Source organism: Rhodococcus sp. RD6.2 (assembly GCF_001040705.1).
GTDB lineage: Bacteria > Actinomycetota > Actinomycetes > Mycobacteriales > Mycobacteriaceae > Rhodococcus_G.
Window position 1 is genome coordinate 187,646 of the sequence record NZ_CVQP01000008.1, and the last position, 13,754, is coordinate 201,399.

12 protein-coding genes are annotated in these 13,754 nt (G+C 68.0%); 2 read left to right on the forward strand and 10 right to left on the reverse strand.

The features are described from left to right. Nucleotides 1-48: 48 nt before the first annotated feature. From RHCRD62_RS17600 to RHCRD62_RS17610, 3 genes are read right to left on the reverse strand one after another with little or no spacing between them, the layout of a single operon-like run. Complete coding sequence (locus RHCRD62_RS17600; RefSeq protein ID WP_050066042.1) at nucleotides 49-690, reverse strand: hypothetical protein; 642 nt, start codon at nucleotides 688-690, stop codon at nucleotides 49-51. Next, nucleotides 668-1,948, reverse strand: coding sequence for a histidine--tRNA ligase (hisS, locus tag RHCRD62_RS17605; protein ID WP_050066043.1), 1,281 nt, complete (start codon nucleotides 1,946-1,948; stop codon nucleotides 668-670). The genes RHCRD62_RS17600 and hisS overlap by 23 nt, the downstream gene beginning before the upstream one ends. A gap of 14 nt (nucleotides 1,949-1,962) precedes the next feature. Next, nucleotides 1,963-2,643 (reverse strand): MBL fold metallo-hydrolase, encoded by a 681-nt coding sequence (locus RHCRD62_RS17610; RefSeq protein WP_050066044.1) that lies wholly within the window; start codon nucleotides 2,641-2,643, stop codon nucleotides 1,963-1,965. 188 nt (nucleotides 2,644-2,831) lie between these two features. On the opposite strand from RHCRD62_RS17610, the gene RHCRD62_RS17615 reads away from it, so the two are divergent. Both RHCRD62_RS17615 and RHCRD62_RS17620 read left to right on the forward strand, forming a co-directional pair. After that, nucleotides 2,832-3,704 (forward strand): peptidylprolyl isomerase, encoded by an 873-nt coding sequence (locus RHCRD62_RS17615; protein WP_050066045.1) that lies wholly within the window; start codon nucleotides 2,832-2,834, stop codon nucleotides 3,702-3,704. An 11-nt stretch (nucleotides 3,705-3,715) separates the two neighbouring features. Beyond that, entirely contained in the window at nucleotides 3,716-4,507 is a 792-nt protein-coding gene (locus RHCRD62_RS17620; protein WP_050066254.1) for a peptidylprolyl isomerase, read from the forward strand. Nucleotides 4,508-4,535: 28 nt separating this feature from the next. Here the strand turns inward: RHCRD62_RS17620 and RHCRD62_RS17625 are convergent, their stop codons facing one another. The 7 genes from RHCRD62_RS17625 to RHCRD62_RS17655 all read right to left on the reverse strand — a co-directional run bounded on the left by RHCRD62_RS17625 (nucleotide 4,536) and on the right by RHCRD62_RS17655 (nucleotide 13,729). Then, nucleotides 4,536-5,339 carry an enoyl-CoA hydratase/isomerase family protein gene (locus RHCRD62_RS17625; RefSeq protein WP_050066046.1) on the reverse strand — a complete coding sequence of 268 codons (804 nt, stop codon included), beginning with the start codon at nucleotides 5,337-5,339 and terminating at the stop codon, nucleotides 4,536-4,538. After that, nucleotides 5,336-6,874 (reverse strand): AMP-binding protein, encoded by a 1,539-nt coding sequence (locus tag RHCRD62_RS17630; protein ID WP_050066255.1) that lies wholly within the window; start codon nucleotides 6,872-6,874, stop codon nucleotides 5,336-5,338. The genes RHCRD62_RS17625 and RHCRD62_RS17630 overlap by 4 nt, the downstream gene beginning before the upstream one ends. Before the next feature lie 5 nt (nucleotides 6,875-6,879). Then, nucleotides 6,880-8,241, reverse strand: a complete 1,362-nt coding sequence (locus tag RHCRD62_RS17635) for an MFS transporter (RefSeq protein WP_050066047.1) — start codon at nucleotides 8,239-8,241, stop codon at nucleotides 6,880-6,882. Nucleotides 8,242-8,284: 43 nt separating this feature from the next. After that, on the reverse strand, nucleotides 8,285-9,514 hold the full coding sequence (locus RHCRD62_RS17640; protein WP_050066048.1) for an acyl-CoA dehydrogenase family protein: 1,230 nt from the start codon (nucleotides 9,512-9,514) through the stop codon (nucleotides 8,285-8,287). 27 nt (nucleotides 9,515-9,541) lie between these two features. Beyond that, the gene (locus tag RHCRD62_RS17645) at nucleotides 9,542-10,603 is read right to left on the reverse strand and encodes a phosphotransferase family protein (RefSeq protein WP_050066049.1); all 1,062 of its coding nucleotides are present in this window, start codon (nucleotides 10,601-10,603) and stop codon (nucleotides 9,542-9,544) included. Between the two features lie 187 nt (nucleotides 10,604-10,790). Further along, nucleotides 10,791-11,381, reverse strand: coding sequence for a TetR/AcrR family transcriptional regulator (locus RHCRD62_RS17650; protein WP_050066050.1), 591 nt, complete (start codon nucleotides 11,379-11,381; stop codon nucleotides 10,791-10,793). Between the two features lie 35 nt (nucleotides 11,382-11,416). Then, nucleotides 11,417-13,729, reverse strand: a complete 2,313-nt coding sequence (locus RHCRD62_RS17655; protein ID WP_050066051.1) for a RelA/SpoT family protein — start codon at nucleotides 13,727-13,729, stop codon at nucleotides 11,417-11,419. Nucleotides 13,730-13,754: the final 25 nt, after the last annotated feature.

Consider the following 13,754-nt stretch of genomic DNA (forward strand, 5'->3'; position numbering starts at 1 on the left):
GGTCTCCACGAACTCGCCTCCACGGAGGCGAACAGATCGGCTGACGCATCACTCGCTGATGCGAACGACCTCGTCGTCGGTGAGGACGGTCCGCGGAATGCGGTTCGCGTCACGGGCGAGTCGGACTGCGCGGTACAGGGGTCGTTCCTCCAGGCCGGCGCCACGCGCCTCGCACCGCAACTGTCCGATGAGCGCGGCCGACATCGCCACTGCGGGCGCGAGTTCGCCGGACACCAGTCCGTCGGCGAGCGCCCGCAGTGGCAACACCTCCAGTTCGCGTCCACCGTCGTCCGTGTAGAGCGCCAGCGGCACGGCGACCTGACGCTTCCCGTCACCGACCTGGAGCGCCACCTGCGACACACGACCGCTGCGCACGATCAGTTCGGCGGTGACGGCGTGGGCGACGTCCACCGACTTGGTCCGCACACCCGAATGCGCGTGGATCACGGTGCCGCACATCCACATTCGGCGCCGTGACGCCAGCAGCGCCGACACTGCCGTCGGCAACGCGATGATCGCGGCGACGAGCATCCCCACGCCCGGGCCGGCGAACAGTCCGACGATCAGACCGACGACCACGCCGACGCCGACTGCACCCATCGCGAGCCGGCGCAGTCGCGGCACGATGAGGTGCGCGGGGATCAGGTCCAGTTCGACCGCCCCGGCGTCACCGGTCGCCAAGTGCGGCACCCACTTCCGCGACCACGGACTCCAGCGACACCTGCCGCTGGTCGCCGGTCGCCAGGTCCTTCACTCCGATGACACCGTCGGCGATGTCCCGCTCCCCCAGTACCAGCGCGATCTTGGCGCCGGACCGGTCCGCGGCCTTCATCGCGCCCTTCACACCTCGACCGCCGTACGCCATGTCGACGCGGATGCCCGCAGCACGCAACCGGGCCGCGAGTACGACCATCGACGCCTTGGCCTCGTCGCCGAGCGGCACACCGAAGACCTCGCAGCGGGCCGGGTTACCGGCGGCCTTGCCCTCGGCCTCGAGCGCGAGGATGGTCCGGTCGACACCGATACCGAAGCCGATACCGGACAGAGGCTGACCACCGAGCTGCGCCATCAGGCCGTCGTAGCGTCCGCCGCCACCGATGCCGGACTGCGCGCCGAGGCCGTCGTGCACGAACTCGAACGTCGTCTTCGTGTAGTAGTCCAGGCCACGCACCATCCGCGGATTGACCACGTACGGCACACCCAGCGCGTCGAGGTGCGCGAGGACCTCGTCGAAGTGGGCCTTCGCCTCCTCCGACAGGTGGTCGAGCATCAGCGGTGCGCCCGCCGTCATCTCCTTGATGTGCGGACGCTTGTCGTCGAGCACGCGCAGCGGGTTGATCTCCGCGCGGCGACGGGTGTCTTCGTCGAGGTCGAGGCCGAACAGGAACTGCTGCAGCTGCTCCCGGTACTGCGGGCGGCAGGTGTCGTCACCGAGGGAGGTGATCTCGAGACGGAACCCCTCGAGTCCGAGCCCGCGGAATCCTGCGTCGGCGATCGCGATCACCTCGGCGTCGAGCGCCGGATCGTCGACGCCGATCGCCTCGACGCCCACCTGCTGCAGCTGCCGGTAGCGGCCTGCCTGCGGGCGCTCGTATCGGAAGAACGGACCCGAGTAGCTGAGCTTCACCGGGAGTTGCCCACGGTCGAGACCGTGTTCGATCACGGCGCGCATCACGCCCGCCGTGCCCTCGGGGCGCAGCGTCACCGACCGGTCACCCCGGTCCGCGAAGGTGTACATCTCCTTGCTGACCACGTCCGTGGACTCGCCGACGCCACGCGCGAACAGGCCGGTGTCCTCGAAGATCGGCAGTTCGATGTGTCCGTACCCGGCCAGGCGGGCTGCTCGGGTCAGGCCGTCGCGAACCGCGACGAACTCCGCCGACACGGGCGGCACGTAGTCGGGGACGCCCTTGGGCGCGGAAAAGGCGGTGTTGGTGGACTTGCTCACGGCTCTACTTTTCCCTACTGCGCGTCGGACAGTCCAACCAGGAACGGGTTCGACGCCCGCTCCTGCCCGATCGACGTTGCGCCGCCGTGCCCCGGAAGGACCGCGGTTGCGTCGTCGAGGACGAGCAGCTTCGCCGCGATCGACGCGAGCAGCTGGTCGTGGTTGCCACCCGGCAGGTCGCTCCGGCCGATCGAGCCGGCGAAAAGGGTGTCGCCGGTCAATGCGAGCGGGACGACGCCCTGGTCGGTGTCGACGGTCGTGCGCAGCACCACCGAGCCCTGCGTGTGCCCCGGCGTGTGATCGACGGTGATCGTGATCCCGGCCAGGTCCAGCACATCGCCGTCGGCGAGTTCGACGACCCGCGACGGCTCCCGGAACTCGGCGTCGCCGATCATCGCGGACAGCGCCGCGCCCGTTCCGCGCAACGGGTCCGACAGCATGTACCGGTCGTCCGGGTGGATGTAGGCGGGGATACCGAACTTCTCGCAGACCGGCTCGACCGACCAGGTGTGGTCCAGGTGGCCGTGCGTCAGCAGCACCGCAGCAGGAGTCAGCGACTGTTTGTCGAGGAACTCGATCAGCGGCTCCGCCGCGTTCTGGCCCGGGTCGACGACGAGGCACTCGCTCGCGCCGTCCTGCGCAAGGATGTAGCAGTTCGTCTGGAAGGCCCCGGCCGGGAATCCGGTGACGAGCACGGCAATCGCTCCTACGTCGGTGATGTGATGGTCCGCAGTACAGCCTATGTGTACGGCCGCGGTGCGGCCCAAGTGCACGCCTGTGGACCTGTTTCACAGGTTCGGGTGGCACACTCAGTCACCGAGATTTCCCGGCGTCGGGTCCCCGGCGTCGGCGTGTGAGCGCACCGAACCGGAGGTAAGCAGCAGTGCCAAGCAATGAGCAGCGCCGCCAGACCGCGAAACGCAAACTGGAACGGCAGCTCGAACGTCGTGCGGAGCGGGACCGCAAGCGCAAGCAGATGACGATCGGTGCCTCGGTTCTCGGCGTGGTCCTGGTGATCGCCGCAGGCGCCGTGCTGTACGGGTTGACGCGGTCCGACGACACCTCCGACGCCACTGCCTCGGAGTCCACGCCCACGCAGGAGTCGGCCGCGGGCGAGATGCCCACGGCCCGCGCCGAGGCGCTGCCCGCGACGGTGGACTGCAGCTACACACCTGACGGACAGGCCCCCGCGAAGCCCGCCACCGCACCGAACGCAACCGCGGTGTCCACCGAAGGTGTCGCAGAGGTCACGCTCGCGACGTCACAGGGCACGATCGGCCTGAACCTGGACCGTGCCGAGTCGCCCTGCACCGTCAACTCGTTCGTCTCCCTGGCGCAGCAGGGCTACTTCGACGACACTCCGTGCCACCGTCTGAGCACCACCGGGCTGATGATCCTGCAGTGCGGCGATCCGACCGGTCAGGGCACCGGCGGGCCCGGGTACGGCTTCGTCAACGAGTTCCCCACCGACCAGTACAACCCCGAGGACTCGAACCTCGAGCAGTCGGTGACGTACCCGCGGGGCACCATCGCGATGGCGAACACCGGCCAACCGGGCAGCAACGGGAGCCAGTTCTTCCTCGTCTACGACGATTCGCCGCTGCCGCCGATGTACACCGTTTTCGGCACCATCTCCGAGGAGGGACTGGCGACGATCGAGAAGGTCGCCGCCGCAGGTGACGACGGCTCCATGTCCGCGGGTGGCGGAAAGCCGAACACCCCGATCCAGATCCAGACCGCTACCGTGGCCGCATGATGCGCACAACGATGTTCCGCACTATGGCTGCCGCTGCAGGCGTCGGCCTGGTCCTGACCGCCACCGCGTGTTCGTCCGACGACGACGGGTCGACCTCGTCGACCACGAGCGCGAAGGCGGCTGCGACGACCGAGCAGCAGGAGCTCGACCTGTCCGGCTACGGGACGCTGCCCGCCGTCCCCGCGGCGTCCGGTCCGACGGTCTCCTGCGAGTACCCGTCGACGCCGCAGCAGGCGGCGAAGCCGGTCGACGCACCCGCCACCACCGACGTGTCCACCGCGGGCATCGCCGCAATTACCCTCACGACGACGCAGGGCACGATCGGACTGAACCTGGACCGTGCCGAGGCTCCGTGCACGGTCAACTCGTTCGTCTCGCTCGCCGAGCAGGGCTACTTCGACGACACCGACTGCCATCGCATCGTGACGTCTCCGGGCCTGCAGGTTCTGCAGTGCGGCGACCCGACCGCGCAGGGCACGGGCGGCCCGGGCTATCGCTTCGCCAACGAGTACCCGACGACGGTGTACGCCGAGAACGACCCGGCGGCGCAGCAGCCGATGGTGTACCCGCGCGGCACCATCGCGATGGCGAACTCGGGCCCCGGCGGCACCAATGGCAGCCAGTTCTTCCTGGTCTACGAGGACTCCGTGCTCCCGCCGCAGTACACCGTCTTCGGCACGATCTCCGACGAGGGGCTGGCCACGATCGAGAAGGTCGCCGCCGCGGGCGACGACGGCTCGATGCCCGCCGGTGGCGGCAAGCCGAACACCCCGATCACGATCGAGACCGCCTCGGTCGCCTGACACTCCCCGCGCACCCACGGCCGCCGCGCTACCGCCTTCGGTAGCTCGGCGGCCGTTTCGCGAGGAACGCAGCGGTGGCCTCGGCCCGATCCTCCGTGAGCGCGGTGAACACCTGCTGCCGGTTCTCGAACTCCACCGAGGCGTCGAACGACGGGGTTTCGAGGGCGATCCACATGCCCTGCTTGGTCAGTTCCACCGACAGCGGCGGATTGAGCATGATCTCGTTGGCCTTCGCGAGTGCGGCGGCAAGCAGACGGGTCGGCTCGACGACGTCGGTGACCAGCCCGATCCGCTGCGCCTCGGCGGCGTCGAACCGGCGTCCCGTGAGCATCAGCTCGTGAGCTCGCCCGGCACCGACGATTCGGGGCAGCAGCCAGGACACCCCGATATCGCAGGCCGAGAACCCCGCTCGAATGAACGACACCGCGAACACTGCCGGGGTGGCGGCGATGCGGACGTCGCTCGCGCAGACGAATGCGAGTCCCCCGCCCGCCGCCGGACCGTTGACGGCCGCGACGACGGGCTGGGGCAGTTCGTGCAGTTGCTGTGCGAGCCCCGCGATCTCACGCTGACGGCTCAGCGTTCGCGCGAGGTGGCCCTCGTCGGCGACCCGGTCCTCGTCGCCGTAACCGTTCAGGTCGAGGCCGGCGCTGAACGCGTGGCCTGCCCCGGTGAGCACGACGACGCGGCAGGAACGATCCTGCGCGATGCCGGTGAGGACCTCGCGTAACTCGGCGACCGCGTCCGCGGTCAGCGTGTTGAGTGCGTCCGGCCGGTTCAGCGTGACCTGTGTGACGCCGTCCGCCGGGGAGGTGACGAGGACCTCGCTCACCGGGTTGCCGGCTGCGAGTAGCGGTCCCGCAGAAGTCGCTTGTACAGCTTGCCGGTCGCGTGTCGCGGCAGTTCGGCCTCGAAGTCGATGCGCCGGGGGCACTTGTACGCGGCGAGGTGTTCGCGGCAGTACGCGAGCAGCTCGTCGGCGAGGGTGTCGTCCGGTGCCACACCGGCGATCGGTTGCACGACGGCGTGGACGACTTCGCCGAGCTCGTCGTGGGGAATCCCGAACACCGCGGCGTCCGCGACCTTCGGGTGAACGACCAGAACGTCCTCGGCCTCGCGGGGATAGATGTTCACTCCACCGGACAGGATGAGATCCGCACGACGGTCCGACAGGTACAGGAAGCCGTCCTGATCGAGGTAGCCGAGGTCACCGACCGTCGTCCACCCCTGTTCGTTGCGTGAACCGGCGGTCTTCTCCGGATCGTTCAGGTACTCGAACAGCAGTCCACCGTCCGACCAGATCGTCCCCGTCTCCCCCGGCGGCAACTCCCGGCCTGCCTCGTCGAGAATGTGCGCGGTACCGAGTATCGACCTGCCCACCGACCCCGGATGCGCCAGCCACTGGGCAGAATCCAACGCGGTGAACAGGCTGTTCTCCGTGGACGAGTAGTACTCGTGCACGATCGGGCCGAGCCAGTCGATCATCGCCCGCTTGGTGTCCTGTGGGCACGGCGCGGCCGCATGGATGACCACCTGCAGTGAGGACAGGTCGTACCCCGTACGTTGCGGCTCCGGCAGCTTCAGGATTCGAATGAACATCGTGGGCACCATCTGCGTGTGGGTCACCCGATGACGTTCGACGAGGTCGAGCGCACGCTCGGCGTCGAAGCGTTCCATCACGATCGCGGTCCCGCCGTAGCGGTGCACGGTCATCGTGAACCGCAGCGGCGCTGCGTGATACAGCGGCGCAGGCGAAAGGTAGACGCTGTCGCGGTCGATACCCCAGTGGTCGTGCAGCAGTCCCGCAACTCCCGGCGGGGTGCCGATCGGGTCGAGGGGCAGCGCCGCCTTCACACCCTTGGGGCGGCCCGTCGTCCCCGACGAGTACAGGAGGTCGACGCCTTCACGTTCGTCCACCTCGGTCCCCGCGGGAACGGATGCGACTGCCTCCGCGAGGCTCTCGAAGCCGGATCGGGCGTCACCCGTGGTGAATCGGTGCTCGACGACTTCCGTCCGCTCGGCTGCCTCCGCGGCCGCTGCGAGGTGCCGTTCACTCGTGATCAACGCCCGAGCACCGGAATCACTCAGGATGTAGGCGATCTCGTCGGGAAGCAGACGCGTCGAGAGGGTGACGTAGCGCAGGCCGCTGCGCTGCGCCGCCCACGCGATCTTCGGGAAGTCGGCGCTGTTCTCCATCAGGACCGCGATGCAGTCCCCGTGACGCAGTCCGCGCGACGCGAGCAGCGCGGCGATGGACCTCGACGCATCCACCAGTTCGCGATACGTCACGACGGTCCCGGTCTCGGCCATGACGTAGGCGGGGCGACCCGGCTCCGCGTCCGCGTGGGTGTCGGGAAAGTCGATCACGGGTGTCACTCCTGTCCCTGAGCCGTGGAGAATTCGGGCGTGGGGTAGCGGCGCACGATGGTGAGCAGGCACAGCAGGCCCACAGCGCCCGCCCCCGCGATCAACGCGCCGACCTTCCAGGCGTTGTCCGGATTCCCGCCGATGAGGAGCACCATGACCATCGGCGCGAACCCGCCGATGATGGCCGAGATCTGGTAGCCGAGGGACGCACCGGAGAACCGGATCTCCGGGGGGAACAGTTCGGAGAACAGCGTGCCCTGGGTGCCGGTCTGGAACGACATCGCGATCACACCGACGATGACGGCGATCGCGAACGGCCACACCGAGTCCGGGCCGGAACCACCGATCAGCAGCCACATCGGCAGACCCCACACCATCATCGCGACGGTGCCGAGGCCGAAGATCAGCTTGCGCCCGAATTTGTCGGACAGGTGACCGAACAGCGGCACCAGCGGGATCTGCAGTGCGCAGGCGATCAGGATGTACGTCAGCACGGTCGAGCGCTCGACGTCGAGGTAGGTGGTGACGAACTGAACCGAGCCCGTGATCATCGTGTAGAAGAAGATGATGCCGATCGCGTTCGAACCCGCCGCGAGGAGCACCGTGCCGGGGTTCTTGCGCAGCACCTCGATGATCGGGGACTTCTTCACAGCCGGTGCCGCGTCGAGCTTCTCGGCGATCTTCTTGAACTCCGGGGTCTCCTCCAGGTACCGGTGGATGGCGAACGCCACCGGCAGCATCACGAGGCTGATCCAGAACGGAATGCGCCAGCCCCAGCTGAGGAAGTCGTCCTGCGCGAGTGTCGAGGTGATGACCAGGAACACGACGTTGCCGAGGACGACACCGATCGGCACACCCAGCTGGGCGAAACTGCCGAAGAACCCGCGCCTGTTCGCGGGCGCGTTCTCGGTGGCCAACAGGACCGCGCCGCCCCACTGGGCGCCGACCGCGAGACCCTGGCAGATGCGCAGCGTCACGAGGATCATCGGCGCGAGCCACACGATCTCGGTGTTCGGAACGAAGCCGATCAGCGACGTGGCGATGGCCATCAGCACGACCGCGGCGACCAGCACCGGCTTGCGTCCGACCTTGTCACCGAAGTGTCCGGCGAGGATGCCACCGATCGGCCTCGCGATGAAGCCGACGGCGACCGTCGCGAACGAGTTGACCGCCGCGACCACTTCGCTCCCGGTGGCGAAGAAGGTGGAGTTGAACACCAGCGCCGCTGCGGTGGAGTAGATGAAGAAGTCGTACCACTCCAGCGACGTGGAGATCGCCGCGGCGACCGCGGCTCGGCCGGCCTTGGGCGGGGCTTCGGTGGTGGTGGTGCCGGGTGGCGGTGTCACGTCCACGGTGTCGGAGCTCATGTGATGTCTCGATTCGCTCGGGGGTGGTCGGTCGGGGTGGCGGTCATCCGCGTACCTCGGTGAGGACGGGGGTCGCGGCGAATTCGGCGCGGGCGAGGGAGCGTCGGTGCACCTGGTCGGGGCCGTCGGCGATCTGCAGGAACCGGGCCTGGGAGTAGAGCATCGCCAGGGGTGTGTCCTGCGAGAGGCCTGCGCCGCCGAAGATCTGGATGGCGTCGTCGACGATCTTCTTGACGGTGAGCGGCACGAGGACTTTCGCGGCGGCGATGTCGTGGCGGGCGGCTTTCGCGCCGTCGACGTCCATCCGCCAGGCGGCGCGCAGGACGGTCAGGCGGGCGGCGTCGACGGCGATGCGGGCGTCGGCGACGGTGGCCTGCACGACACCTTCGTCGGCGAGGGGTTTACCGAACGCGACGCGGGTGCGGGCCCGGTCGGTCATCAGGGCGATCGCCCGTTCTGCCATCCCGATCAGCCGCATGCAGTGGTGGATTCGTCCGGGACCGAGCCGGGCCTGCGCGACGGCGAAGCCCTGACCTCGCGGGCCGAGCAGGTTCGCCTTCGGTATCCGCGCCTTGTCGTAGACGATTTCGCCGTGGCCGCCTTCGTGCCGGTCGTCGAACCCGAGGACCGTGGTGGAGCGCACGACGGTCACTCCGGGGGTGTCCATGGGCACCAGGACGATCGAGTGCCGCGACCCGGTGGGGGCGTCGGGGTCGGTGACGCCCATGACCATCGCGACCCGGTTGTCCTCCCGTAGTGCGGCGGTGGACCACCACTTGCGTCCGGTCAGCACCCAGTGGTCGCCGTCGTCGGCGATCTCCAACCGGACGTTGTTGGCGTCGGAACTCGCGACGTCGGGTTCGGTCATCGAGAAGCAGGACCGGATCTCACCGTCGAGTAGTGGAATCAGCCACTCCTGCTTCTGTTCCGGCGTGCCGTACAAATGGAGCAGTTCCATGTTTCCCGTGTCCGGCGGGTTGCAGTTCACCGCCTCCGGGGCGATGGTCGGGCTCCACCCGGTCAGCTCGGCGAGCGGGGCGTACTCGAGGTTCGTCAACCCCGCGCCTTCGCGGGCGGGCAGGAACAGGTTCCACAGGCCCTGCCGTTTCGCGGCGGCCTTGAGGTCCGCCATGATCGGCGGGGCGCCCCACCAGTCGGGTTTGGACGCCAGTTGCTCGGCGGCGATCGCCTCGGCGGGCAGGACCCGATCCTGCATGAACGCCGTCAGCCGGGACTGCAGGTCCCGCACTTTCGGGCTGTACTCGAAATCCATTGTCGTCACGTCCTGTTCGGGAGTGGGTCAGTGTCGAAGCGTGGGGACCGAAGAGCGGCCGGCCTGGTCGAGAGCGCGGTGCAGCAACGTGGCGGTCATGTCGGCGACACCGTCGAATCCGTCGCCGACGGTCTCGCCCTTGGCGTGCCGGGCCGCGATGCCCTCCATGATCACCGCCATCTTGAAGTCGGCGAACACGACGTACCAGTCGATGTCCGGCAGGTCGACTCCCCTTGTGGCGGCGTACCGTTCGAGCATCTCGCTTCTGGTGGGAAACCCGTCCATCGCAGCGATTCCGCGGGTGATCGGGTTCGGCGCCTCACCCGGAACGTCCCAGAAGCCGAGCATGATACCGACGTCGGCAAGGGTGTCGCCGAGGGTCGCCATCTCCCAGTCCAGGAGCGTCACGATCCGGCCACGATCCGTCCGGTCGACGAGCACGTTGTCGAGCTTGACGTCGCCGTGGACGATCCCGGGAAAACGACTGTCCGGCAGACTCTTCCGCAGTCGGGAGAGGAGAACGTCGACCTCGGGACGAGGAACGGTCCGTGACGCCTCCCACTGACGCTCCCACCGGCCCAACTGACGCTCGAGGTAGCCGTCGGCGCGACCGAACTCGGCCAGTCCGACCGCCGCCGGGTCGATGGCGTGCAGCGCGGCGAGTGTGTCCGCGAAGTCGAATCCCAGCCGGCGACGCTCGGGGGCCGTGAGCACCTCGGCCTGCTCGGGAGTTCCGACGGCGACGCCGTCAACCAGTTCCATCAGGTAGAACGGCGCACCCAGCACATCGATGTCCTCGCACAGGTGTACGGCTCGCGGCACAGGTACCGCAGTGCCACCGAGCGCCTGGATGACCGTGAACTCGCGCACCATGTCGTGCGCACTCGGCAGCACGTGACCATACGGAGGACGCCGCAGCACCCAGGACCGCGCGCCGTCGGCCAGACGGTACGTGGGATTCGAGCGGCCACCGCCGATCAGCGACGCCGTCAAGGCACCCACGAGACCACCGTCGATCACGCCACGGAGGTGGGCGTCGAGCGCGGGGAGGTCGAGAACGGGCTGCGTCTCGAGCGGGGATGTGGTCACCGGAGATACCCTTCGTCACTCGCAGCCAAACGATCGTTCGGCTGAGTTCATAGTGACTTAGCGCACGTTCAGTGTCAACAGTCAGGGATGATTTCCCGTCTACCTGGGCATACAAACAGGAGATCGGCGGTGCGTGATGCACCGCCGATCAATCGTTCGCTCAAATCCCGGCTCCCCCGGGTGCGGGTCAGGCCGCGCCCTGCACCATCGCCAAGGCAAGATCCGCGTATCGCTGCGCGAGGTCCTCCGGGGTAAGCGGGCCGTCGGAACGCCACCACGTACACACCGACTGCCCCATGTTGATGATCGCCCGCGCCGCGTCCCGCGGTAGCGGCGTCGCGAATGCACCCTCCTCGACGCCTCGGTCGATGACGTCACGGAAGATGCTCTCCTGCTCGTCGCGCAGTGCGACCACGAGACGCCTGCCGTCGGGGTCGAGACTGCGAATCTCGCTGGCGCCGACCAGCGCATCGGACTGTCTCGTGGTGTGGAACATGATCCAGGCCCGCACCACCGCCTGCAGCTGGCCTGCCGGAGTACCGGAGGACCGCACGAGCGCTCCACGAGTCATGGCGATCGCATCGTGCAACGCGCGAACCATGATGTCCTGCAGGATCTCCTGCTTGCCCGCGAAATGGTGATAGATCGACGCGACGGTGATGTCGGCACCACTGGCGATGTCACGCATCGACGTCCCGTGGTAGCCACGTTCGGTCATGTTCCGGACCGCCGAGTCCAGAATGACCTGCCGCCCGACCGTCCCCTTCGCAGCACACATGGCCCCGAGCGTACCGAACGACTGTTCGGGATGGGTTAGGCAGCGCTCGTGGTGCGGTAGACGTCGTACACGCCCTCGACGTTGCGAACGACGTTGAGAACGTGGCCGAGATGCTTCGGGTCGCCCATCTCGAAGGTGAACCTGCTGATCGCGACCCGGTCTCCGGACGTGGTGACGGACGCAGACAGGATGTTCACCTTCTCGTCGGCGAGCGCCTTGGTCACGTCGGACAGCAGCCGGTGCCGGTCGAGTGCCTCGATCTGGATCGCCACCAGGAACACCGACGACGCGGACGGCGCCCACTGCACCTCGATGATCCGCTCCTCCTGCTCCCGCAACGACTTCGCGTTGGTGCAGTCGGTCCGGTGCACACTGACCGCGCCGCCACGCGTCACGAAGCCCATGATCTCGTCGCCCGGCACCGGTGTGCAGCACTTGGCGAGCTTCGCGACCGTGCCCTCGGCTCCGGGAACGAGCACACCCGCGTCGGTGCCGCGACGGGGACGCATCGGCATCGTCGACGGCGTCGACCGCTCGGCGAGCTCCTCCTCCACCGCGCCGACACCACCGAGCTGTGCAACCAGCCGCTGCACGACGTGCTGCGCCGAGACATTGTGCTCGCCGACCGCCGTGTACAGCGCCGACACGTCGGCGTAGTGGAGTTCGTGGGCGATCGCCGACATCGACTCCGCGTTGAGCAGCCGCTGCAGCGGCAGACCCCCGCGCCGAACCTCCTTGGCGATGGCCTCCTTGCCCGCTTCGAGCGCCTCCTCGCGGCGTTCCTTCGCGAACCACTGGCGGATCTTCGCCTTGGCCCGCGGCGAGACGACGAACGTCTGCCAGTCACGACTCGGACCTGCATTGACTGCCTTGGAGGTGAACACCTCCACGACCTCGCCGTTCTCGAGTTTGCGTTCCAGCGCGACGAGCCTGCCGTTGACGCGGGCACCGATGCACCTGTGGCCGACCTCGGTGTGCACCGCGTACGCGAAGTCCACCGGCGTCGATCCCGCCGGCAGGGTGATCACGTCGCCCTTCGGGGTGAAGACGAAGATCTCCTTGACCGCGAGGTCGTACCGCAGCGACTCGAGGAACTCCCCCGGGTCCGCGGCCTCCCGCTGCCAGTCGAGCAGCTGACGCATCCACGCCATGTCGTCGACCTCGGCGGTGTCGGACCCGTGCTTGCCCTTGGTCTCCTTGTACCGCCAGTGCGCGGCGATACCGAACTCTGCGGTGCGGTGCATGTCGCGGGTGCGGATCTGCACCTCAAGCGGCTTGCCCTCGGGGCCGATCACCGTGGTGTGCAACGACTGGTAGACGCCGTATCGCGGCTGCGCGATGTAGTCCTTGAACCGGCCCGCCATCGGCTGCCACAGCGAGTGCACGACACCGACGGCCGCGTAACAGTCGCGGATCTCGTCGCACAGGATGCGCACACCGACCAGGTCGTGGATGTCGTCGAAGTCGCGCCCCTTGACGATCATCTTCTGATAGATCGACCAGTAGTGCTTCGGCCTGCCCTCCACCGTGGCGCTGATCCGCGACGCCGTCAGGGTCGCGTTGATCTCGGCCCGCACCTTGGCAAGGTACGTGTCGCGTGACGGCGCCCGGTCCGCGACCAGGCGCACGATCTCCTCGTACTTCTTCGGATGCAGGATCGCGAAGGCAAGGTCCTCGAGTTCCCACTTGACCGTCGCCATGCCGAGCCGATGAGCAAGCGGCGCAATCACTTCCAGCGTCTCACGGGCCTTGCGCGCCTGCTTCTCCGGCGGCAGGAACCGCATCGTGCGCATGTTGTGCAGGCGGTCCGCGACCTTGATGACGAGCACGCGCGGGTCACGGGCCATCGCGATGATCATCTTGCGGATGGTCTCGGCCTCGGCCGCGTGACCGAGCACCACCTTGTCGAGCTTCGTCACGCCGTCGACGAGATGCGCAACCTCCTCACCGAACTCGTCGGTGAGCTGCTCGAGCGAATACCCGGTGTCCTCGACCGTGTCGTGGAGCAACGCCGCGATCAGGGTGGTCGTGTCCATGCCGAGCTCGGCGAGAATCGTCGCCACCGCGAGCGGATGGGTGATGTACGGGTCGCCGGACTTGCGCTTCTGGTCCGCGTGCCGTTCCTCGGCGACGTCGTAGGCGCGCTGCAAGATCGCCAGATTCGCCTTCGGGTAGAGCTCCCGGTGGATCGCGACGAGCGGCTCGAGAACCGGACGGATCGCCGCGTTGCGCTGAGCGGTGATGCGGCGCGCCAAACGCGCCCGCACCCGACGCGACGCGGACGTCGGCACCGCCGCATCGTTCGGCGTCGCTCCGCCGGACCCGGACCTGTCGAGGTTCTGCGTCATATCCGTCACCTCCCACCGAGTCGTG

Bases quoted from the DNA above. Each gene is read 5' to 3' on its own strand.
- RHCRD62_RS17620 (WP_050066254.1), top strand. From the start codon at position 3,716: ATGTTCCGCACTATGGCTGCCGCTGCAGGCGTCGGCCTGGTCCTGACC.
- RHCRD62_RS17635 (WP_050066047.1), bottom strand. From the start codon at position 8,241: ATGAGCTCCGACACCGTGGACGTGACACCGCCACCCGGCACCACCACC.
- RHCRD62_RS17640 (WP_050066048.1), bottom strand. From the start codon at position 9,514: ATGGATTTCGAGTACAGCCCGAAAGTGCGGGACCTGCAGTCCCGGCTG.
- RHCRD62_RS17650 (WP_050066050.1), bottom strand. From the start codon at position 11,381: ATGTGTGCTGCGAAGGGGACGGTCGGGCGGCAGGTCATTCTGGACTCG.
- RHCRD62_RS17655 (WP_050066051.1), bottom strand. From the start codon at position 13,729: ATGACGCAGAACCTCGACAGGTCCGGGTCCGGCGGAGCGACGCCGAAC.